This is a genomic window from Burkholderia sp. BCC0097, from assembly GCF_902832985.1.
Classification (GTDB): Bacteria; Pseudomonadota; Gammaproteobacteria; order Burkholderiales; family Burkholderiaceae; genus Burkholderia; species Burkholderia orbicola.
The window spans coordinates 170,565-192,719 of the sequence record NZ_CADFDM010000008.1 but is presented as its reverse complement, the minus strand read 5'-3'; the positions used below and the strand labels follow the sequence as shown (position 1 = coordinate 192,719).

16 protein-coding genes and 2 pseudogenes (1 of these 18 cut by a window edge) are annotated in these 22,155 nt (G+C 69.0%); 12 read left to right on the top strand and 6 right to left on the bottom strand.

From position 1 onward, the window contains the following. On the bottom strand, positions 1-3,050 hold the 5' portion of the coding sequence (locus HWX07_RS26790; RefSeq protein ID WP_244130040.1) for a heavy metal translocating P-type ATPase. It extends 457 nt beyond the left edge of the window; the window shows 3,050 of its 3,507 coding nt (coding positions 1-3,050); it begins with the start codon at positions 3,048-3,050; the stop codon falls past the left edge of the window. A 465-nt stretch (positions 3,051-3,515) separates the two neighbouring features. Between HWX07_RS26790 and HWX07_RS26785 the strand changes: the two genes are divergently transcribed. Next, positions 3,516-4,952 (top strand): DUF1254 domain-containing protein, encoded by a 1,437-nt coding sequence (locus HWX07_RS26785; protein ID WP_175878306.1) that lies wholly within the window; start codon positions 3,516-3,518, stop codon positions 4,950-4,952. A gap of 151 nt (positions 4,953-5,103) precedes the next feature. After that, the gene (locus HWX07_RS26780; protein WP_175878305.1) at positions 5,104-8,940 is read left to right on the top strand and encodes a DUF748 domain-containing protein; all 3,837 of its coding nucleotides are present in this window, start codon (positions 5,104-5,106) and stop codon (positions 8,938-8,940) included. Between the two features lie 69 nt (positions 8,941-9,009). Here HWX07_RS26780 and HWX07_RS26775 read toward each other — a convergent pair whose 3' ends face one another. Continuing rightward, on the bottom strand, positions 9,010-9,231 hold the full coding sequence (locus HWX07_RS26775) for a hypothetical protein (RefSeq protein ID WP_011548933.1): 222 nt from the start codon (positions 9,229-9,231) through the stop codon (positions 9,010-9,012). A gap of 250 nt (positions 9,232-9,481) precedes the next feature. Here HWX07_RS26775 and HWX07_RS26770 point away from each other — a divergent pair, with 250 nt between their 5' ends. Next, positions 9,482-11,158, top strand: a complete 1,677-nt coding sequence (locus HWX07_RS26770; RefSeq protein ID WP_175878304.1) for an alkaline phosphatase family protein — start codon at positions 9,482-9,484, stop codon at positions 11,156-11,158. Positions 11,159-11,260: 102 nt separating this feature from the next. On the opposite strand, the gene HWX07_RS26765 is transcribed toward HWX07_RS26770, so the two are convergent. Beyond that, positions 11,261-12,157, bottom strand: coding sequence for a LysR substrate-binding domain-containing protein (locus HWX07_RS26765; protein ID WP_175878303.1), 897 nt, complete (start codon positions 12,155-12,157; stop codon positions 11,261-11,263). A 161-nt stretch (positions 12,158-12,318) separates the two neighbouring features. Here HWX07_RS26765 and HWX07_RS26760 point away from each other — a divergent pair, with 161 nt between their 5' ends. The 6 genes and pseudogenes from HWX07_RS26760 (at position 12,319) to HWX07_RS26735 (ending at position 16,752) form a co-directional block, all read left to right on the top strand. Beyond that, the gene (locus tag HWX07_RS26760; protein WP_175878302.1) at positions 12,319-13,170 is read left to right on the top strand and encodes an ABC transporter permease subunit; all 852 of its coding nucleotides are present in this window, start codon (positions 12,319-12,321) and stop codon (positions 13,168-13,170) included. A gap of 7 nt (positions 13,171-13,177) precedes the next feature. Beyond that, positions 13,178-14,032: pseudogene (locus tag HWX07_RS26755) on the top strand (ABC transporter ATP-binding protein); the annotation flags it as partial. A 38-nt stretch (positions 14,033-14,070) separates the two neighbouring features. Then, positions 14,071-15,063 (top strand): annotated as a pseudogene (locus tag HWX07_RS26750) (extracellular solute-binding protein); the annotation flags it as partial. A gap of 10 nt (positions 15,064-15,073) precedes the next feature. Then, entirely contained in the window at positions 15,074-15,904 is an 831-nt protein-coding gene (locus HWX07_RS26745) for an ABC transporter permease subunit (RefSeq protein WP_175878301.1), read from the top strand. Between the two features lie 76 nt (positions 15,905-15,980). Continuing rightward, positions 15,981-16,436: a TIGR00725 family protein gene (locus HWX07_RS26740; RefSeq protein ID WP_244130041.1), complete on the top strand. Its 456-nt coding sequence runs from the start codon at positions 15,981-15,983 to the stop codon at positions 16,434-16,436. A 121-nt stretch (positions 16,437-16,557) separates the two neighbouring features. Beyond that, on the top strand, positions 16,558-16,752 hold the full coding sequence (locus tag HWX07_RS26735; protein ID WP_058902411.1) for a YqaE/Pmp3 family membrane protein: 195 nt from the start codon (positions 16,558-16,560) through the stop codon (positions 16,750-16,752). Positions 16,753-16,962: 210 nt separating this feature from the next. Here the strand turns inward: HWX07_RS26735 and HWX07_RS26730 are convergent, their stop codons facing one another. The 3 genes from HWX07_RS26730 to HWX07_RS26720 are packed head-to-tail and all read right to left on the bottom strand — an operon-like array spanning position 16,963 to position 19,572. Next, a complete protein-coding gene (locus tag HWX07_RS26730; RefSeq protein ID WP_175878299.1) occupies positions 16,963-17,142 on the bottom strand; it encodes a hypothetical protein in 180 nt (59 codons plus the stop codon). Continuing rightward, positions 17,114-18,121: a cytochrome d ubiquinol oxidase subunit II gene (gene cydB, locus HWX07_RS26725; protein WP_175878298.1), complete on the bottom strand. Its 1,008-nt coding sequence runs from the start codon at positions 18,119-18,121 to the stop codon at positions 17,114-17,116. The genes HWX07_RS26730 and cydB overlap by 29 nt, the downstream gene beginning before the upstream one ends. Positions 18,122-18,150: 29 nt before the next feature. Next, a complete protein-coding gene (locus tag HWX07_RS26720; protein WP_175878297.1) occupies positions 18,151-19,572 on the bottom strand; it encodes a cytochrome ubiquinol oxidase subunit I in 1,422 nt (473 codons plus the stop codon). Between the two features lie 470 nt (positions 19,573-20,042). Between HWX07_RS26720 and HWX07_RS26715 the strand changes: the two genes are divergently transcribed. The 3 genes from HWX07_RS26715 to ltaE all read left to right on the top strand — a co-directional run bounded on the left by HWX07_RS26715 (position 20,043) and on the right by ltaE (position 22,067). After that, positions 20,043-20,369, top strand: a complete 327-nt coding sequence (locus HWX07_RS26715; RefSeq protein WP_175878296.1) for a hypothetical protein — start codon at positions 20,043-20,045, stop codon at positions 20,367-20,369. Positions 20,370-20,382: 13 nt separating this feature from the next. After that, positions 20,383-20,934, top strand: coding sequence for a hypothetical protein (locus HWX07_RS26710; protein ID WP_175878431.1), 552 nt, complete (start codon positions 20,383-20,385; stop codon positions 20,932-20,934). 119 nt (positions 20,935-21,053) lie between these two features. Further along, complete coding sequence (gene ltaE / locus HWX07_RS26705; protein WP_175878295.1) at positions 21,054-22,067, top strand: low-specificity L-threonine aldolase; 1,014 nt, start codon at positions 21,054-21,056, stop codon at positions 22,065-22,067. The last annotated feature ends 88 nt before the right edge of the window (positions 22,068-22,155 follow it).

Here is a 22,155-nt window from a genome sequence, read left to right as displayed (position 1 = left end):
CAACGCGCGCGGCCTTTCCATCTCCGCAGCAGCAACGCGTTGGTCACGACGCTGACGCTGGAAAACGCCATCGCCGCGCCCGCGATCACCGGGTTCAGCAAGCCGAGCGCCGCGAGCGGCACGCCGACCAGGTTGTACACGAACGCCCAGAACAGGTTCTGCTGGATCTTGCGGTGCGTGCGTTTGGAGATGTCGATCGCGTCGGCGACGAGCGCCGGGTCGCCGCGCATCAGCGTGATGCCGGCCGTGTGCATCGCGACGTCGGTGCCGGTCGCCATCGCGATGCCGACGTCCGCCGCGGCGAGCGCGGGCGCATCGTTGATCCCGTCGCCGACCATCGCGACGACCCCGCCGTGCGTGCGCTTCAACTCGGCGACGACCCGCGCCTTGTCGTCGGGCAGCACCTGCGCGTGCACTTCGCCGATGCCGAGCGCCGCCGCGACGGCCGCCGCGCTGCCGCGGTTGTCGCCCGTCACGAGCGCGCTCGCGACGCCGCGCGCCGACAGCGCCGCGATCGCGTCGCGGGCGCCCGGCTTCACGGTGTCGCCGAAGGCGATCAGCGCGAGCACCGCGCGCGGCGCATCGGCACGCATCAGCCACGAAATCGTGTTGCCCGCGCGTTCGAGTTCCGCTGCGCGCGCATCGAGCGTCGGCGGCACCGCGATGCCGAGTTCGTCGCGCCAGCGCGTGCTGCCGAGCGCGAGCCGTTGCCCGCCGACGTGCGCTTCCACGCCGCGCCCGGCCACCGCGCGCGCATCGGTCGCGACGACCGGCTCGGCCGCGCCGCCCTGCGCGGCCATGTCCGCGTCATGCGCGGCGACCACCGCACGCGCGAGCGGATGGTCGCTCTGCCGCTGCACGGCCGCCGCGAGCGCGAGCGCTTCGGCGCGCGGCACGCCGACGGCGTCGAACGCCGTCACGGACGGCTTGCCTTCGGTCAGCGTGCCCGTCTTGTCGAACGCGATCACGGTCGTGCGCTGCGCGAGTTCGAGCGCCTGCGCGTCCTTGATCAGCACGCCGTGCCGGGCCGCGACGCCGGTGCCGGCCATGATCGCGGCGGGCGTTGCGAGACCGAGCGCGCACGGGCACGCGATCACGAGCACCGCGACCGCGTTGAGGATCGCGGTCTCCATCCCGGCGCCGGCGATCAGCCAGCCGACCAGCGTCAGCACGGCGATGCCGAGGATCGCCGGCACGAATACCTCGCTGACGCGATCGACGAGCCGCTGGATCGGCGCCTTCTCGGCCTGCGCGGATTCGACGAGGCGGATGATGCGCGCGAGCGTCGTCTCCGCGCCGATCGCGGTGGTTTCGACGACGAGCGCTCCTTCGCCGTTGATCGAGCCGGCGGTGACGGCGTCGCCGTCGTCCTTCGGCACGGGCAGGCTTTCGCCGGTGATCAGCGATTCGTCGATGTGCGAGCGACCCGACACGATCCGTCCGTCGACGGGCACGCGCTCGCCGGGCCGGATGCCGACGTGCGTGCCGACGCGCACCTGCGACAGCGGCACGTCGCGTTCGACGCCGTGCTCGACGACCCGCGCACGGTCGGGGCGCAGCGCGTTCAGCGCGCGGATCGCCTCGGTCGTCTGGCGCTTCGCGCGCGATTCGAGCCACTTGCCGAAGCGCACGAGCGTGACGATGACGGCCGACGCTTCGAAATACAGATGGCCGGGATGCGCGGGATCGCGCAGCATCCACAGGCTCAGCCCGTACGCGGCCGACGTGCCGAGCGCGACGAGCAGGTCCATGTTGCCGGTGCGTGCCTTCACCGCATGCCAGGCCGCCCGGTAGAAGCACGCGCCGAAACCGAACTGCACGATCGACGCGAGCACGAGCTGAAGCCAGCCGGGCAGCATCAGGTCGATACCGAACGGTGCGGCGAGCATCGGTGCGACGAGCGGCGCGCTCAGCACGGCGGCGCCGATCACGAGGTTGCGTTCGCGAATCGCTTCACGGCGCTTGCGTGCGTCGGGGTCCTGCGCGGGGCTGGCTGGCTGTAAGTCGGCGCCGGCCGGTGCGCTGGAGGGTGACGCGGCCGGAAGCGACGCACGGTAGCCGGCCGTGGTGACGGCCGCGATCAGCGCGGCGGCGTCGAGTGCGCCGGCGCCGTGCACCGACGCGCGTTCGGTCGCGAGATTGACCGTCGCGCGCGCGACGCCCGGCACGGCGGCCAGCGCTTTTTCGACGCGGCCGGCGCAGGACGCGCAGGTCATGCCGGCGATGTCGAGGTCGATGTCGGTGGAAGCAGCGGTGGCGGGCGGTGGGGCGACGGCTGTCGGTGTCGCGCCGTAGCCGGCTTGTTTCACCGCGTCGATAAGCTGTGCAGCAGATACGTCGTTCGACGCGTCGACCGTCGCACGTTCGGTCGCCAGGTTGACCGATGCACGCGTGACGCCCGGCACCTTCGCGAGTGCCTTCTCGACGCGCGACACGCAGGACGCGCAGGTCATCCCGTCGATGTCGAGTTCGATGCTTGCGGGCGCGGCGGGCAGGGTAGGGGCGCGGGCCGGGACGTCGATGTTCGGCGTCGTCGGCGTCGCGCCATAGCCAGCCTGCTTCACGGCATCCGCCAATTGCGACGCGGAAACGCCGGCCGATGCGTCGACCGTTGCACGTTCGGTCGCCAGGTTGACCGATGCACGTGTGACGCCCGGCACCTTGATGAGCGCCTTCTCGACGCGCGACACGCACGACGCGCAGGTCATGCCATCGATATCGAGTTCGATCGTCGTGGCGGCGGCCGGCGCAGACGGCGTTGCGTCCGCCGTCGCGTCCACCGCATGCGTGGGCGCAACGGCTTCGTCGGCCGTCTCGCGCACCGCGGCGCGATAGCCGGCCTCACGGATCGCATCGACGAGCCGGTCAGGCTCGACGGTCTCCTGCGCCTTGACCGTCGCCGTATGCGCATCCAGATCGACCGCCGCATCGACGACGCCCGGCACGGCGGCCAGCGCGCGCTGCACGCGGCCCGTGCAGCCGCCGCAATGTATGCCGTCGACGTTCAGCTCGATCGTTTGCAGCGCCGCGGAGGCAAGTGGTTCAGTCATGTCGGATTCCCCAAAAGCGCGGTTCGTGCCGCGAATGGTTCCAGTATCAACATTCCCATGATGGTAAGGTCAAGCGTCGGCGACGATGCGACGCAGGTCGATGCACACAGGGTGTCACAACGCGGAAAAAGCGATCGCCGGCCTTCCGTACGGACAGCCGGTGAGCGCTGAAGCGCCGAGCTTGGCGCTCGCGAGGCGTTTACGGGCCGATGTTCCCGACGCTGTTCCAGATTTTTGCGGAATCCCGTGAACTATTTCAGATTTTTTGACGATTCGGCTAGCGTTTTACCCGTTATTCGGCATATTGGGGGATGCCCTTAGGCGCTATGATACCGGCCTGACATCAGCGCCCACCGTTACGAAACGTCACGAAACGGTCATCCGGGCACGCTGGGGTGCCTTGCTTCGCCGTTCGCGAGACGAACAGGGCGTTGACTGAAAAGAACGATATTCGGCCAGTAATCGATGATTGAAAACCAGCGAGAATCAGTTTCTCTGCGACGCGCGTGCGCGTCGCTGGCCATTGCGGCGTTGCTTGCGGGATGCGCGTCGCAACCGGACGCGATCCAGCGGAAAACCGGCTGGATGCGCGCGGAAGTCGCCGACTCCTATATCTATGCGTATCCGCTCGTGCTGATGGACGTCGCGAAGGAAGCGGCGACGGGCGGCGACGGCGCGCAACCGGGACAGGCGCCGCTCAACACGCTGCGCCACGCGCAGGCGCTGCCGCCCGTCGGCGCGGTCAATCCGCCGCTGCCGGGCGTCGACACGCTCGACTCGACCGGCTGGCTCGACGTCGCCGCCGAGCCCGTGATCGTTACGCTGCCCGACACGCGCGGCCGCTACTGGGACGCACGCGCGCTCGACATGTGGACGAACGTGCTGTGGTCGTCGTCGAGCGTCGCGGCACGCGGCGCTCGCGGTGCCGCGCGATCGCAAACGATTGCCTTCGCCGCGAAGGACTGGCAGGGCACGCTGCCGAAGGGCGTGCTGCGCGTCGACGTGCCGTCCGCCAATGCGTGGCTCGAAGTGCGGCTGCAGACGAGCGGCGGGCGCGATCTGACGAACGTGAAGAAATTGCAGCGCGCGATCCGCGTGGTGCCGCTGTCGGTCTACACGGGCGCCGAGCGCGGCGCGTCGGTGGCGGTCCATGCGGGCAGCGCACCGTCCGAAGCGGTGGGCGGCGGCACGCCGGCCGAACAAGTGGCCGCGCTCGACCCGAAGGCGTTCTTCACGCGCTTCGCGCGGGCGCTGCAGGACAATCCGGCGCCAGCCGACGACGCACACGCGCAGGAATCGCTCGGCGACATCGGCGTGACGGCCGGCTACCCGGTGCTGTGGACGGGCGACCGTCTGACGGCCGCGACGGCCGGCGTCGCCGAGGCGCGCGCGCGGCTCGCGACCCCGCCTTCGAACCTGCTGAACGCGAATGGCTGGACCTGGCTCGGAGATACGGCCGGCAAGTACGGCCAGGACTACGCGCTGCGCGCGTATGCGGCCTACACGCAGTTCGGCACCGCGACGCGCGACGACGAGACGCTCGCGATCACCCGCGTCGACAGCGACGGCCACCCGCTGAACGGCGCGAACCGGTACGTGCTGCATTTCGCGCCGGGCGCGCTGCCGCCGGTGCGCGCGTTCTGGACGCTCACGCCGTACACGACCAACGGCGCGTTGCCCGACGTCGGGTCGGCGCGCCGCTCGCTCGGCGATCGCGACCGGCTGCGCCGCAACCACGACGGCTCGATCGACATCGTCGTGTCGGCGTCGCCGGGCGGCACGCATGCGGCCAACTGGCTGCCGGCGCCGCGTACCGATTTCGCGCTCGCGTTGCGCCTGTACGCCCCGAAGCCGCAGGCGAGCGACGGCTCGTGGATGCCGCCCGTCGTCGTCCGGAAATGAACGGTTGACCGCCGCCGTTGTCCGATCGGCGGGCGCGGCGGCGGCGCCCGACCGCCGTACCGTCCCCTCCTGAGCCTATACTTTCGGGATAGCGTGCGCGGCCGCCCGGTTCCCGGGGGCGGCCCGGCATCCATTCCCGAGATATTCAAGCATGGCAAGCGCAGACAAAGAAACCGTACCCTCGACCCTCCATGCCCTCGGTGGCGTTGCACGCTCGCGCCGGACCCGGCGTATCGGCATCGGCGTGCTGATCTTCCTCGTTTTGTTCGGACTGCTCGGCTTCTTCGCGGCGCCGCCGTTGATCCGCCATGTCGCCGAACAGCAGTTGAGCAAGCAGCTCGACCGGCCGGCCACGATCCAGCGCATCGCACTGAACCCGTACACGCTGAACCTCGAAGCCGACGGCATCCACCTCGGCGAGCGCGGCGGCCAGGGCGACTTCATCGACATCGGCAAGCTCGTCGTGAGGCCGTCGTGGTCGTCGCTGTTCCGCGGCGCGCCGATCGTCAACGAGGTCCGGCTCGATTCGCCACGTTTTCACGTCGTCCGCTATGACGCGCAGCGTTTCAATTTCACCGACCTGATCGAGAAGTTCTCGTCGCCGACGCCGAAGCCCGACAGCAAGCCGACGCAATTCTCGGTGTCGAACATCCAGGTCAACGACGGCCGGATCGACTTCGACGATCGCCTGCTGAATGAAAAGCACGTGGTCGACAACTGGACGCTCGGCATTCCGTACATCGCGACGCTGGCCTCGAAGACCGATATCTTCGTCGAGCCGAAACTGCGCGCGCGCTTCGACGGCAGCCCGATCTCGATCGACGGCAAAACCAAGCCGTTCGCGCAGTCGCGCGAATCGGAGATCGCGCTGAAGTTCGACCGCCTCGACGTGCCGAAGCTGATCTCGTACGTGCCGGCGAAGCTGCCGGTGGCCGTGACGAGCGGCCTGCTCAGCAGCAACCTCACGGTCAATTTCGTGATGAGCGGCGAGACGCCCGCGCTGCGCGTGTCGGGCACCGTCGACCTGAACGACGCGAAGGTGACCGACCGCGCGTCGGCACCGCTGTTCGCCGCGCGCGGCGTGCACGTCGCGGCGGCCGGGCTGGAACCGCTGCGCAACGCGATGCACTTCGACGAGATCCGGCTCGACCAGCCGGTGGTCGATCTGTCGCGCGACAAGCAGGGCGTGCTGAACGTCGAGAAGCTGGTCGCGCAACCGGCCGCCGCGCCGAAGGCCGCAGCCGGCAAGCCGGGCGCGTCGGCCGTCGCCGTTTCCGGTGCGTCCACCGCGTCTGGTGCGTCCGGTGCGTCCGTCGCCGCCGCCAGCGGCGCGAAGGCCGAAGGCAGCGCCGCCGCGAAGGAAGCGCCGCCGCTCGACCTGACGATTCGCCATGTCGCGATCGACGGCGGCACGATCAACGTCGACGACCGCGTGCCGGCGACGCCGACCGCGCTGTCGCTGACGAAGCTCGCCGCGACGCTCGACGGCTTCTCGCTGCAGGGCAAGACGCCCGCCAAGTACACGCTGTCGACGTCGCTGTCGCGCGGCGGCGACGTGAAGGCCGAAGGCGCGTTCAACCTCGCCGCGAAGCAGGCCGACACGAAGCTGACGGTCGCCGCGCTCGCGCTGCCGGCGCTGCAGCCATATCTCGGCGAGGCGACGCGTGCGCGCGTGCTCGACGGCACGCTCGGCGCGACCGTCAACGCGAAGACCGACTGGGGCAAGACGCCGCTCGCCGCGGAAGTCGCCGACAGCACGGTCAGCCTCAAGTCGCTGAAGATCGCCGCGCCGGACAACAAGGCGCCCGCGATCGTGCTGCCCGACGCGAGCGCGAAGATCGCGAAGATCGACGTCGCCGCGCGCACCGCCGAGATTGCGAGCGTCGACGCGAGCGGGCTCGCGCTCGACGTGAAGCGCCTGAAGGACGGCAAGATCGACCTCGCGGCGCTGGCCGAACCGGCGCAAGCCGCGGTGCCGCCGCGCACGGTCGCGCGCAAGGCCCAGGCCGCCGCGCCGTCGTGGCACTACCGGATCGACGCGCTGAACGTGAAGGAGGCGTCCGCCAACTTCACCGACCTGTCGACGCCGCGCCCGGTGAAGCTGGCGATCAAGCCGCTGGAGCTGTCGGTGCAGAAGGTGAGCGACGACCTGACGAAGCCGCTGCCGGTGCAACTGAAGGCGACGCTGAACCGCAAGGGCTCGCTGAACGTGACGGGCGACGTGACCGCGCAGCCGCTGAAGCTCGGCCTGAAGATCAACGGCAACCGCCTCGACGCGGCCGCGTTCGAGCCGTACTTCGGCAGCGCGCTGAACGCGACGATCGCGAGCGCGCTGCTCAACGCGCAGGGCAACCTGACGTTCGCGCAAGTAAAGGACAAGCCGCGCGCGACCTATCGCGGCGACGTCGCGCTGGTCGACGTGCGGATGCTCGACAAGGCGACGTCCGACCCGTTCGCCGGCTGGCGCTCGCTCGCGCTGTCGAACTTGAAGGCGAACTACGACGAGAAGGGCACCGACGTCGACGCCGCGCGCGTGACGTTCTCGAACTTCTACGGCCGCGTGCTGCTCGACGCGCAGGGCCGGCTGAACCTGAAGGACGTGGTCGCGAAGGAGACGGGCCCCGCGCAGTCGCTCACGCGCGACGCGAGCAAGGGCGAGCCGGTGCCGCTGTCGCCGGGCGTGACGCCGCCGGCCGCCGCGCAGGCCGCCTCGGCCGCGGCCGCGCAGCAGGCGTCCGTGCCGGCCGCCGCGTCGGCGACGGTGGTCGTGAAGGCCGCGCCGCAGCCGCAGAACCCGGTGCGGATGCACTTCGGCGAACTGCTGCTGCAGAACGGCCGCGTCACGTACACGGACAACTTCATCAAGCCGAACTACACGGCGAACCTCGTCGCGATCAAGGGCACGGTCGGCGCGTTCGGCACGGATTCGACGACGTCCGCGCCGGTCGACGTCGCCGCGAACCTCGCGGGCAACGGGCCGATTTCGATCAAGGGCTCGGTGAACCCGCTGATCGAGAAGCCGGCGCTCGACCTCACGGCCACCGCGCACGACATCGAACTGACCAACCTGACGCCGTATTCGGCGAAGTACGCGGGCTATCCGATCACGAAGGGCAAGCTCAACGTCGACCTGCACTACCAGCTCGCGAACGACCAGTTGTCGGCGAACAACCACATCTTCATCGACCAGCTCACGTTCGGCGATCGTGTCGAGAACGACACGGCGACGAAGCTGCCGGTGAAGCTCGCGATCTCGCTCTTGAAGAACACGCGCGGCCAGATCGACGTGAACCTGCCGGTGTCGGGCTCGCTGTCGAATCCGGAGTTCAGCGTCGGCGGGCTGATCTGGCACGCGGTGCTGAACCTGATCGCGAAGGCCGTCACGTCGCCGTTCACGCTGCTCGCGAATGCGTTCGGCGGCAGCGGCGGCGAGGATCTCGGCTACGTCGAGTTCGCGCCGGGCTCGTACGCGTTGACCGACGCGCAGCAGAAGAAGCTCGACACCGTCGTGAAGATGCTGACCGAGAAGCCGTCGATCCGCCTCGACCTGATCGGCCGCGTCGATCCGGCGCAGGACACGCCGGGGCTGCGCGACGCGTACGTCGAGCGGCTGGTGCGCCAGCAGAAGCTGAGGGACGTGGTGGGTCAGGGCGAGAGCGTCGATCCGATGTCGGTGAAGGTCGACAAGGCCGAATACTCGAAGTACCTGACGCGCGCGTACAAGGCTGCCGACTTCAAGAAGCCGCGCAACCTGGTGGGCCTGCAGAAGACGCTGCCCGATGCGGACATGAAGCAGGCGCTCGCCGATCACGCACCGGCCGACGACAACGCGCTGCGTGCGCTCGCGCAGCAGCGCGCGCAGGCCGTGCGCCAGTATCTCGACGGCAAGATCGATTCGAGCCGCATGTTCGTCGTCGCGCCGAAGCTCGACGCGAAGGGCATCTCGGACAAGGGCGCGACTACCCGCGTCGACTTCGGGCTGCAGTAAGCCTTACCGCTATCCGCCATCCGCTATCCGCCGCCACGCCCGCACCCGTCGGGCGTGGCGGCTTTTTTTTCAGCGTCCGGCGATCGCCGGTTCGCGCTTGTCCAGCTCCTTCCTCGCGGCCAGCGGCAGACGCGCGTCGTCCCACTGCGTCAGCCATTCGACTTCCTTCGCGGTAAAGACCTGTCCGTAGTTGCGCAACGCGTACTGCAGCGCGTCGACGACGTGATGGCGAATGATTTCAGGGGTACGTGCATCGTCCAGCACGAACCGGAGAGCTTCCAGGGTTGACATAGTCGTGCTCCGGGTCAGGGAAAACCCTTTATCACACGCCAATAGTCGCGGGCCAAGTCGAAAAAAATCCCGTCGCACGGGCCGGTGCACACGAGGGCCGTGGATTGCGACCCCTTCATGTCATTTGCGATTGGTTACGTTTGACAGAGAACAGAAAGCCCCGCTTCATCCGACCGCCGCACGGCCCGGCGATATTTTGCGCGCCTGATGGCAGGTCACGCGGTTCAACATCAATCGATGAGGTGGGGTGATGATTTCGTTTTTCGGTAAGCAGCGACAGATGGCGGCAGTGGTGGCGGGTGCGCTGGCGCTCGCCGGCGCGGGCGTGCACGCGGCGCAACAGGACGGTAACGCTCAGGGCGGCGGCAACGGCCGGGCGGCCCGCGTCGTGAAGCACGTGCTGCTGCTGAGCATCGACGGTCTGCACGAGCAGGATCTGGCGCGCTGCATCGGCGCGAACACGTGCCCGAACCTCGCGGTGCTCGCGAAGAGCGGCGTGACGTACGCGAATGCATACACGCCGGGCCTGTCGGATTCGTTCCCGGGCCTTGCCGCGCTGGTGACGGGCGGCTCGCCGAAGACGGCCGGCCTGTTTTACGACGTGTCGTACGACCGCAACCTGTACGCGCCGAGCGACACGACGTGCTCGGGCAAGCAGGGCTGGAACGTCGTGTTCGACGAAACGACCGGCATCGATGCGCAGAACGGCGGCGCGCTCGTGCACCTCGACGGCGGCGGCGCGTTCAATCCGCAGGCGATCCCGCATGCGAAGGTCAACGGCCAGTGCGTGCCCGTCTACCCGCACAACTACGTGAAGACCAACACGGTGTTCGAGGCCGTCAAGGCCGGCGTGCCGAATGCGCGCACCGCGTGGGCCGACAAGCACGCGTGGGGCTACGACTGGCTGAACGGCCCGTCGGGCACCGGCGTCGACGACCTGATGCGCACCGAGATCAATTCGATCGACCCGGCGACCAACACCGCCTACACCGACGTCTACTCGCACACCGCGCGCTTCGACAACCTGCACGTGCAGGCGCTGATCCACCAGATCGGCGGCCGCGATTCGAGCGGCACGAAGACCGCGCCGGTGCCGACGCTGTTCGGCGCGAACTTCCAGACGCTGAGCGTCGCGCAGAAGGCGCCGGTCGCGAAGGGCGGCGGCTATCTCGACGCCGACTTCACGCCGAACGGGCAGGTCGCGAACGCGATCACCTATGTCGACGACGCGATCGGCCATGTCGTCGCGGCGCTGAAGCAGGCCAACCTGTATTCGTCGACGGCCGTGATCGTCACATCGAAGCATGGCCAGTCGCCGAGCGATCACACGAAGCTCGTGAAGAACGGCGACACGCTGACGAAGCTGCTCGAAGCGAACGACTTCCTCGACCCGAACGGCAACTTCGGCCAGAACAACACGACGACGGGCAACCTGAACGACGGTTCGGGCCTGGTCGGCACGGGCTTCGTGCAGACCGACGACGTCGGGCTGATCTGGCTGCGCGACCGCGGCCAGCGCACGGCCGTCGTGCAGACGCTGAAGGCGAACCTCGGCTGCAACGCGCCGGGGATCTGCGCGGACGGCCCGCAGGCGTACGTGCTGTACGGCGCGGCGCTCGCCGACCGCTTCGGCGATCCGGCCAACGGCCGCACACCGGACATCGTCGTCCAGCCGAACCCGGGCGTGATCTACACGTCGAGCACGAAGAAGGACGAGGAGCACGGCGGCAACGCGCCGGACGACAGCCATCTCGGCCTGCTCGTGTCGTATCCGGGCATTCATCGTGCGCGCACGGTGAACGATCTCGTCGGCACGAAGCAGGTCGCGCCGACGATCCTCGCGCTGCTCGGCGCCGATCCGCGCCTGCTGCAGGCGGTCGTGGCCGAGAACACGCGCGTGCTGCCGGGGCTCGGCATCGGGCGTTGAGCGTCGCATGCCGGACGCCGCCCGCGGGCGGTGTCCGGGGCAGGGCGCGCGCAGCCGTGCGGCGGTGCGCGCCGTTCGTTTCCGGGGCGACGCCGTGCCGTCTTACGCGTGCCCGGCTTCGTCCAGCATCCACTCCCTGAACCGCCTCAACGCATCGCTCGTGTCGAGGCGCTCCGGCGCGTAGCACAGGTAGTGCCCCTGCGCGTCCACGTCGACCGGTGCGTCGAACGGCTCGACCAGCGTGCCCGCCGCGAGATTGTCGAGAATCAGGAAGCGCGGCACGAGGGCGATCCCGAGCCCGGCCTGGGCTGCCTGGATCAGCACCGAATACTGCTCGAAGCGCGGCCCGGCCAGCGCGTTCATCTGCGTCGCGCGATGACGTTCCGCCCACGCGGACCACGCGATCTCCGCCTGCTCGTGCACCAGGCGCGGCGCCGCCGCCGCGTCGGCGGGCACGCGCAGCGCATGCCGGTCGGCGAATTCGCGCGAGCAGACCGGCACGAAGGTCCGCCCGCCGAGATAGTCGCTTCGCACGCCTTCCCATCCGCCATCGCCGTAGCGAATCGCCGCATCGAGCCCGAACGGAAACACGTCGCCGGGCGCGAGATGGCGGCGAAAGCTCAGCGTGACCCCCGGCGCGGCGGCGAGAAAGCGTGTGAGCCGCGGCAACAGCCACTTGGTCGTGAACGTCGGCACGCTCGCGATCGTCAGCAGGTCGCCGTTCTCGCGGGCACTCAGCAGTTCGATCGACGCGTTGCCGATTTCGCGCAGCGGCCCGACGACGCGCGCGTGATAGACCTGACCGGCACGGGTGAGCGCGAGCCCGCGCCCCTCGCGCACGAACAGCTTCACGCCGAACAGCGCCTCGAGGCTCGCGATCTGCCGGCTGACCGCGCTCGGCGTCAGGCCGAGTTCGCGGGCCGCATAGGAGAAGTTCAGATACTTCGCGGACGTGGCGAATGCATGCAACTCCGCCACGTTCGGATACAGGTGCTTCATCGCGAGCTGTTCCGTCCTTGCATAGGTCGATGCGCGCTTTTTACGTTTTTTTCATGACGATGCCATGTCGGAACCGCACACTGCGCCAGCTTCGACAACGCATGCGGGCCCGTCCGGCGGGCGTTGTGCGAGGTTTTTCCCGATCGTCTCCGAGTGTCTTCATGCCTGCGTCAACCACCCCGGTCATCGCCGACGGTATTCCGATTCGTCGTAACAAACGCGCCCGGCCTTCCGTCGGGCGCCTGCTGCTGCAGGCGCTGCTCGCGGTGTTCGGCCTCTACCTGCTGTTGCCGATCGCGTTGCTGCTGATCGGCGCGGTGGGCGAATCGTGGACGAACACGTTGCTGCCTGCCGGCGTCACCGGGCACTGGTTCGCCGACCTGGCCGCGAACCGGAGCTTCACGCGCGCGTTCGGCGTGAGCTTCATCGTGGCGCTGGCGTGCTGCGCGCTCAATGCGGCGATCGGCCTGCCGCTCGCGTATGCGCTGCATCATCGCGCGCAGGCCGGCGGCGGGTTCGCGACGCGCATCGTGATGCTGATGCCGGTCGCCGTGCCGGCGCTGACGCTCGGCTTCGGCTATATCGCGATCTTCAGCGGCGACACGTTGCCGTGGCTCGGCACGTTGCCGCTGATGATCGCGGCGCACGCTGTGCTGACGCTGCCGTATCTGCTGCAGACGCTGCTCGGCGACCTGCGCCACCTCGGCCTCGCGCGGCTCGAGGCTTGCGCGGCGACGCTCGGTGCGACGCCGCTGCGCCAGTTCGTCACGATCGTGCTGCCGAACCTGCGGCACAGCCTGTTTTCCGGCCTCGTGATGGTGGCCGCGCTGTCGATCGGCGAATTCCAGATCTCGAACCTGATCGCCGGCTTTCGCTACCGGAACTATCCGATCGTGTTGCTGCAGGCGTTCTACGGCGCGACGGGGATGGCGTGCGCCGCCACCGTCGTGCTGCTCGTGCTCGCCGTGCTGGCGACGCTCGTGTCCGTCGGCACCGTGCAACGTCTGAAGTGAGTCATCAATGAGCCTCGAATTCGAACACGTCAGCTTTCAGTATCCGGGCGCCCGCCATGGCGTCGACGACGTCACGCTGTCCGCCGCGCAGGGCGAATTGCTCGCGGTGATGGGGCGCAGCGGGTCCGGTAAATCCACGCTGCTGCGGCTCGCGGCCGGGCTGCTCGACGGCTGGCGCGGCCGCATCGCGATCGGCGGCGACGACGTGGCCGGCGTGCCCGTGTGGCGGCGCGAAGTGGGGATGGTGTTCCAGCACTACGCGCTGTTCCCGAACCTGTCGGTGCTCGACAACGTCGCGTACGGGCTGCGGATGCGCGGCGTCGCGGCCGACGTGCGGCGCCGGCGCGCGCTGGACATGCTCGAGCGGGTCGGATTGTCGGCGCATGCGACGCGCGGCATCGCGATGCTGTCCGGCGGGCAGCAGCAGCGCGTCGCGCTCGCGCGGGCGCTCGTGATCGAACCGAAGCTGCTGCTGCTCGACGAGCCGCTGGCGGCGCTCGATGCCGGCATCCGTCATCAGTTGCGCGACGAGATTCGCGCACTGCAGCGCGCCTGCGGTGCGACGACGCTGTTCGTCACGCACGACCAGGACGAGGCGCTGAGCATGGCCGACCGCGTCGCGATCGTCGACGGCGGCCGCGTGCTCCAGACCGGCACCCCGCGCGACCTGTACGAGCGCCCGGCGACCGCCCAGGTCGCGCGCTTCGTCGGGCATTCGACGCTGCTGCACGGGCGCGTGCTCGCGCACGGCGAAATCGACGTGCGCTTTGCGACGCTGCGCGCGGACACCGGCGCGCATCGGCCGGGTGCGGAGATCGCGGTGCTGGTGCGGCCCGAGCATGTGCAGGCCGATCCGCCCGCGCGCTCGCGGCGCTTTCCTGCGCGGCGGCGCACGCCGCGCCGCTCTATCCGGGCGAAGACGCGCTGTACGCGAAGGCGGCCGACGAAGGGCTCGTCGTGTCGTTCGATACCGGCCCCGAATGGGCGAACTGGAAGGCGCTGTTCGCCGAATTCCGCAAGCGCTACCCGAAGGTCGAGATCACCTACAACGACATCGGCTCGGCCGCGACCGTCGTCGCGCTCGACAAGTCGCGCCGCCGCCCGCAGGCCGATACCGCGTACTACTTCGCGGCGTCGGCGCTCGATGCCGCGGGCAAGGACGTCGTCGCGCCGTTCCGGCCGGTCAACTTCGACAAGCTGCCGGGCGTGTTCCGCGCGGCCGACGCCCGCTGGTTCGCCGTGCATTCGCTGAACATCGCGTTCCTCGTCAACCGGAAGCTCGTCAAGAACGTGCCGCAGCGCTGGTCCGACTTGCTGAAGCCCGAGTACCGCAACGCGGTGGTCTACCTCGATCCGCGCTCGACCGGGCAGGGCCAGGTCGCGGTGTTCGCGGCGGCCTATGCGAACGGCGGCAGCGTCGAGAACCCGAAGCCGGGCGCCGACTTCTTCGGCAAGCTGAAGCAGGCCGGCAACGTGCTGCGCGTCGAGGGCACGACGCCGTACGCGAAGTTCGTGAAGGGCGAGATCCCGATCCTGATCGGCTACGAGAACGACGGCCTCAAGGCGAAGTACGCGGACGGCATGGGCGACGCGGCCGACGTCGTGATTCCGCAGGACGGCAGCGTGTCGGCGCCCTATGCGATGAGTCTCGTGAAGAACGGCCCGAATCCGTCCGCCGCGCAGCTCTGGCTCAACCTCGTGATGAGCGACATCGGGCAGGCGCTGTTCGCGCAAGGCTACGTGCGCCCGGCGGTGCCGGGCACGCCGGTCGCACCGGAGGTCGCGGCGAAGCTGCCGAACGCGCCGCAGGTGCGCCCGCTCGACGTCGCGAAGGCGGCGGCGCGCAAGGCCGAGGTCGACCAGCTCTGGTCGCAGGCCACGCTCGGCCAGTAAGGGGCGCGGGATGCACGCTTCCTTACCCGAGCGCGGCGTGCTGCGCCGCTTCGGCGCGCTGCCCGCGGCGGTCTTGCTCGCGGTGTGCTTCGTGCTGCCGCTGGCCGCGCTGGTCGATGCGGCATGCGCGGGCGGCGGCCGCGCATTCGCGGCGGTGTGGCGCGATCCGCTCGTCGCCGATGCGATCGCGCGCTCGCTGGCGCTGGCTGTCGGCGCCGGCACGCTGTCGGTCGCCGTCGGCGTGCCGGTCGCGTTCGCGCTCGCCGGGCAATCGCCGGCCCGTCGCCACTGGTCGCTCGCGCTGCTCGGCGTGCCGCTGGCGTTTTCCGGGCTGGTGATCGCGTACGGCTTCATCCTCGCATTCGGCCGCGCGGGCTTCGTGACCACGCTGCTGGCCGCGCTCGGCGCCGATCCGACCGTGGTCGGCGGCGCGATCTACACGATGCCGGGGCTCGCGCTCGCCTATGCGTACTACCTGATCCCGCGCGTCGCGCTGATGATCTATCCCACGCTCGCGAATCTCGACCGGCGGCCGCTCGAGGCGGCACTGACGCTCGGCGCGCGGCCGTGGCGCGCGTGGTTCGACGTCGCGTGGCGCGAGCTGTGGCCGTCGGTCGCGTCCGCGTGGTGCCTCGTGACCGCGATCGCGCTCGGTACTTACGGCACGGCGATTGCGCTGGCCGGCACGCAGATCAACATCCTGCCGCTGCTGATGTATCTGAAGCTGTCGGACGGGCAAACCGATTTCTCGCAGGCGGCCGTGCTGTCGATCGTGCTGACGGCCATCTGTACCTGCGTTCTTGCATTGGGGGAAGGCCTTGTTCGGCAACGGCGTCATTGAAAGTGCGTGGTCCGAACCGGCACGCGACGCGCTCGCGCGACTGGCGCAACGGCAACGCTGCACGCACCGGCACCGGATGCCGGTCGGCGTGATCGGCCCGCGCGACGCGACGGATGAACAGATGCGGGTCGCGGAACGGATCGCGCACGCGGTGGCGGCGACGGGCGTGGCGCTCGTCGGCGGCGGCAAGCAGGGCGTGATGGAGGCCGCCGCGCGCGGTGCGCACGCGGCCGGCGGCTGCGCGATCGGGCTGTTGCCCGAAGACGATGCCGCGCTGGCGAATCCGTACCTGAGCGTCGCGCTGCCGACCGGGCTCGGTATCACGCGCAATGCGCTGGTCGCTCGCGCGTCGGTGTGCCTGATCGCGGTGGGCGGCGGGCTCGGCACGCTGTCCGAAATCGCGCTCGGGTTGCAGTGGGGCAAGCCGGTGTTCACGATTTGCGGCGCGCCGCAAGTCGCGGGCGTCGAGTGCTTCGACGAAGCGGACGGGCTCGTCCTGCGGGTCGCGCAATGGCTGGCCGATTCGGCGTAGCGCGGGGGCGTCGGCACGGGGCTTTGCCCGGTGAGCCTCGTGCGCGGGCTTGAAACGGGGCGCGCAACCCGCCATATTGGCCGGGTGTCACCCGTTCAACGACGTACCGAGAGGATCGTTCATGCGTCTACTGCTTGCCCTGCTGCTCCCGTGGTTCCAGTTCTTCACGATCGGCCGCCCGATCGCCGGGATCATTTGCCTGCTGCTCCAACTCACGATCATCGGCTGGCTGCCGGCCGCGATCTGGTCGGTGTATGCGCTGAGCCAGTACAAGACCGATCGGAAGATCGAGGCGGCGCTGCGCGGGCGGCCGTAGACGCGCGATGCGCGGTTGGGTGATTCAGCCGCGTGGTTCGTATTTCGGTAGAAATCTATATATTTCATTCACGTCGGCGACGTGATTCGTATGGATTTCTGCCTAAATGGCGGATTCGTGCGTTGTTCGGCTCGATGTATCCGGTCGAAGCCGCAGCCCAACGACAAAACGGCCGCCCGGATCATCGTTCGACCCGGGCGGCCGCGCCGCCTACTTCACCGCAAACAGCGTCAGGTTCATGAAGACCTTGAACGCATAGCCGAGCGTGACGGCGCCGATCACGCCGCCCGCCCACAGAACGACGAACCACATCCAGCCGCGCATCCGCGGCCGCGGCGCGCCGGGCTGGCCGGCGGTGGAATCAGTGGTGGTAGTAATGCTGGTCTTCATGGCGCACCTTGCCTCGGAATACCCAATAACCCATCGTCGTGTAGGCGATGATGATCGGGAGGATAACCGCTGCGCCGACCAGCGTGAAGGTCTGGCTCGAACGCGGCGCCGCTGCTTCCCAGATCGTCATCGTCTGCGGAATCGCATACGGGAACAGCGTGACGAGCAGGCCGACGTAGCCGAGCAGCACCAGCGCCAGCGCGAGCACGAACGGCGTCATGTCGTGCCGGCCGCGCACCGCGCGGCGCATCCACACCGCGCACCCGGCGACCAGGAACGGCACCGGCAGCAGGCGCCAGAACAGGCCCGAATCGAACCAGCGCTGTGCGATGGCCGGGTCCTGCAGCGGCGTCCACAGGCTGACGACCGCGATGAAGCCGAGCAGCACGACGGTCAGCGGCCACACGACGCGATGCAGGCGGCGCTGCAGGTCGCCTTCGGTCTTCGCGACGAGCCAGCAGCAGCCGAGCAGCGCGTAAGTCACGATCAGGCCGAGGCCGGTCAGCAGGCTGAACGGCGTGAGCCAGTCGAACGCGCCGCCGGCGTACACGCCGTCCTTCACGTCGATGCCCTGCAGGAACGCGCCGAGCGCGATGCCCTGGAACAGCGTCGCGCCGGCCGAGCCGCCGATGAACGCGAGATCCCACAGCTGCTTCGTGCGCCGCGCCTTCGCGCGGATCTCGAACGACACGCCGCGGAAGATCAGGCACACCAGCATGAAGATCAGCGGCAGGTACAGCGCCGACAGCACCGTCGAATAGACGATCGGGAACACGGCGAACAGCCCGGCGCCGCCGAGCACGAGCCACGTCTCGTTGCCGTCCCACACGGGCGCGACCGTGTTCATCATCAGGTCGCGTTCCTTTTCGTCCGGGAAGAACGGGAAGACGATGCCGATGCCGAGGTCGAAGCCGTCGAGCACGACGTACATGAAGAGCCCCAATGCGATGATCGCGGCCCAGATTACGGTGACGTCCATAGGTTTTCTCGTTTGCGAAGGGGGTAGGCTCAGACGGTCTCGATCAGGTCGTCGACGGCCGACATCGGGCGGCGCGCGGTGTGATCGGGGCGCGTGTCGGGCAGGTCGTGCGCCGCGTCATGCGTGACGTCGGGCAGCGCGGGGCCGGCCTTCATCAGCTTCAGCATGTAGTACACGCCGGTGCCGAACACGAGGAAGTACACGATCACGAACGTCATCATCGACAGGCTGACCTGCTGCACCGACAGCGGCGACACGGCCTGCGCGGTGCGCATCACGCCATACACGACCCACGGCTGGCGGCCGGCTTCGGTCGTCACCCAGCCCGCGAGCAGCGACACGAAACCGGTCGGGCCCATCACGAGCGCGAAGCGCTGGAACCACTTCGATTCATACAGGCGGCCGCGGCGGCGCAGCAGCCACGCGAGCGCGGCGAGGCCGATCATCGCGAAGCCGAGGCCGACCATGATCCGGAAGCTCCAGAACACGACCGTCGAGTTCGGGCGATCTTCGGGCGCGAAGTCCTTCAACCCACGGATCTCGCCGTCCCAGCTGTGCGTGAGGATCAGGCTGCCGAGGTGCGGCACCTTCACCGCGTAGCGGGTCGTTTCCGCCTTCATGTCCGGGATGCCGAACAGGTTGAGCGCGGTGCCGCCCTTCTCGGTTTCCCACAGCCCTTCGATCGCGGCGATCTTCGCGGGCTGGTGCTTCAGCGTGTTGATGCCGTGCTGGTCGCCGATCACGGCCTGCAGCGGCGCGAGCACGAGCAGCAGCCACAGCGCCATCGAGAACATCTTCTTCACACCCTTGTCGCGGCGGCCCTTCAGCAGGTGCCATGCGCCGGTCGCGGCCACCACCAGCGCGGCGACGATGAACGCGGCGATCGCCATGTGGAACAGGCGGTACGGGAACGACGGGTTGAAGATGATCGCGAACCAGTCGGTCGGCACGACGCGGCCGTCGACGATCTCGAAGCCCTGCGGCGTCTGCATCCAGCTGTTCGACGCGAGGATCCAGAACGTCGAGATCAGCGTGCCGATCGCGACCATCAGCGTCGCGCCGAAGTGCGCGCGCGGGCTCACGCGGTTCCAGCCGAACAGCATGATGCCGAGGAAGCCGGCCTCGAGGAAGAACGCGGTCATGACCTCGTACATCAGCAGCGGCCCGGTGACGGCGCCGGCGAAGCTCGAGAAGCCCGACCAGTTGGTGCCGAACTGATAGCTCATCACGACGCCGGATACGACGCCCATCCCGAACGCGACCGCGAAGATCTTCGACCAGAACAGGCAGAGCGTCTTGTAGTACTGCTTGCCGGTCTTCAGCCAGCGATATTCGAGCACGGCGATGAAGCTGGCGAGACCGATGCTCAGCGCCGGAAAGACGATGTGAAAGGAGACGGTGAACGCGAATTGCAGGCGGGCCAGATCGAGGGCCGAAAGTGCGGTGTCCATACCAGATGACCGAAGCTTGACGATACCCGCCGGCGGGTGCCGGCGGCCCCCGGCGGACAGGCGTCGGGGTTGGCTGGAGTATGGGCCGCGATGTTGCACCGCGAAATGCGCCAACTCGTCGCAGATGTCCAGCCTGCCGCGCGCCATTTCCGGATAAATCGTTGATTCGTATCAAGAAGGTCGTTCGCCGCGCATGCGGCCGCGGCGTGGCGGTCTGCCGCGCGTGCGGCAATATGGCGCGTCGCGTCATCGGAACGGTTTTGCGTGCGCGCCAACCGCGTGCGGGGACGGCGATCGGTTTCGATCCGTTAGCGCGTAACGCGACCGCCCGCACGGGCGGGGCCGTTTGTCACACGGGTAACGTCGCGCAACATTCGCGCGCTCGCCCGTAATGGATGCCGGATCGCGTGCGGCGTAGCGTTCGGGATGCCGGGTTCGCATCGACGAACCGGCTTGCCGGAGAACGTGACGTGAATGGATTGAAGCTCGCACTGGGCGCGGCGGCCGCAGTGGCGGTCGCGACGGGCGGCGTGGCGCATGCCGCCCGGGTCGGGGTCTATATCGGCCCCGGCTACCCGTATTACGCCCCGGTCGTCCCTGCGCCTTACTACTACCCGCCGCCCGTCGTCGCGGTGCCGGTCGCTCCGCCGCCGCCGACCGAGTATGTCGAGCAGGGACAGCCGCAGGACAACGGCGACGCGAACCTCTGGTACTACTGCGACGCGTCGAAGTATTACTACCCGTACGTGAAGACCTGCAAGTCGGGCTGGCGCTCGGTGCCGGCGCGGCCGCAGTGACGGAGGCGCAATGATGAAAACCGTATTTCGACTGCTGCGCGTGCCGGCGGTACTGTCGCTCGCCGCGCTGCTCGGTGCGTGCGCCTACCTGCCGACCGGGCCGAGCGTGATGGCGCTGCCGGGCACCGGCAAGTCGTTCGACCAGTTCCGCGCCGACGACGGCAGTTGCCGGCAGTACGCGTTCGAGCAATCGGGCGGCGTGAGCGCCGGGCAGGCGTCGACCGCGAGCGCGGTCGGCAGCGCGGCCGTCGGCACCGCGCTTGGTGCGGCGGCCGGCGCCGCGTTCAACGGCGGCGCCGGCGCGGCGGTCGGCGCGGGCGCGGGGCTGCTCGCGGGCAGCGTCGTCGGCGCGGGCGCCGCGCAGGGCTCGGCCTATGACGTCCAGCGCCGCTACGACTACGCGTATCTGCAGTGCATGTATGCGACCGGCAATCGCGTGCCGGTGCCGGGCGGAATGAGCGGCGGTAGTGGCGGCGGGTATGGCGGTGGCGGATACGGCACCGCGCCGCGCGCGGCGCCGCCGATGCCGCCGGCGGGCGTCCAGCCGCCGCCGCCGCGATATTGACGCGCGCGAGTCGCGACGTATCCATCGGCACATGCCGCGTGAATTGCGTACACTCTGAGTCTCGTTTTCGGCGGGGCCGGGCGCAGGGATGCCGGTCCGCGTTCACTCAGGGCACAGCGATGATCGATTTACGCAGCGATACCGTGACACGTCCGAGCCAGGCGATGCTGGCCGCAATGACCGCCGCCGAAACCGGCGACGACGTCTGGGGGGACGACCCGACCGTCCTGCGCTTGCAGGCGGTGACGGCCGAGCGGGCCGGCAAGGAAGCCGGCCTGTTCTTCCCGAGCGGCACGCAGAGCAACCTGGCCGCGCTGATGTCGCATTGCGAGCGCGGCGACGAGTACATCGTCGGCCAGCTCGCGCACACCTACAAGTACGAAGGCGGCGGCGCGGCCGTGCTCGGCAGCATCCAGCCGCAACCGATCGAGAACGCGCCGGACGGCACGCTGCCGCTGGCGAAGATCGCCGCGGCGATCAAGCCGCTCGACAACCACTTTGCCCGTACGCGCCTGCTCGCGCTCGAAAACACGATCGGCGGCCAGGTCTTGCCGGAAGGCTATGTGCAGGAAGCCGTCGCGTTCGCGCGCAGCCGCGGGCTGGCCACGCACCTCGACGGCGCGCGCGTGTGCAACGCGGCCGTCGCGTCGGGCCGCTCGATCGCCGAGCTGTGCGCGTCGTTCGACACCGTGTCGATCTGCTTCTCGAAAGGGCTCGGCGCGCCGGTGGGCTCGGTGCTGGTCGGCAGCCGTGCGCTGATCGAGCGCGCGCAGCGCTGGCGCAAGGTGCTGGGCGGCGGGATGCGGCAGTCGGGCATTCTCGCGGCGGCGTGCCTGTATGCGCTCGATCACAACGTCGAGCGGCTCGCGGACGATCACGCGAATGCCGCACATCTCGCGGCCGGCCTCGCGCGCATCGACGGCGTGAAAGTGCTGTCGCACGCGACGAACATGGTGTTCGCGCAATTCCCCGAAGCCGATTGCGCGCCGCTCGAGGCGTGGCTCAAGGAACGCGGGATCCTCACGCAGATGCTGTATGCGTCGCGCTTCGTCACGCATTGCGACGTGTCGCGCGCGGATATCGACACGTTTCTCGGCGCGGTCGGCGAGTATTTCTCGCAGCGGCGCGCATGAAGCAGAACGCGTCGGCTGGCGACGGGCCGGCGCGACGTGGCATCACGCAATACACGAAGGGGTGACGCGGCGCCTTGTCCGTCGATCG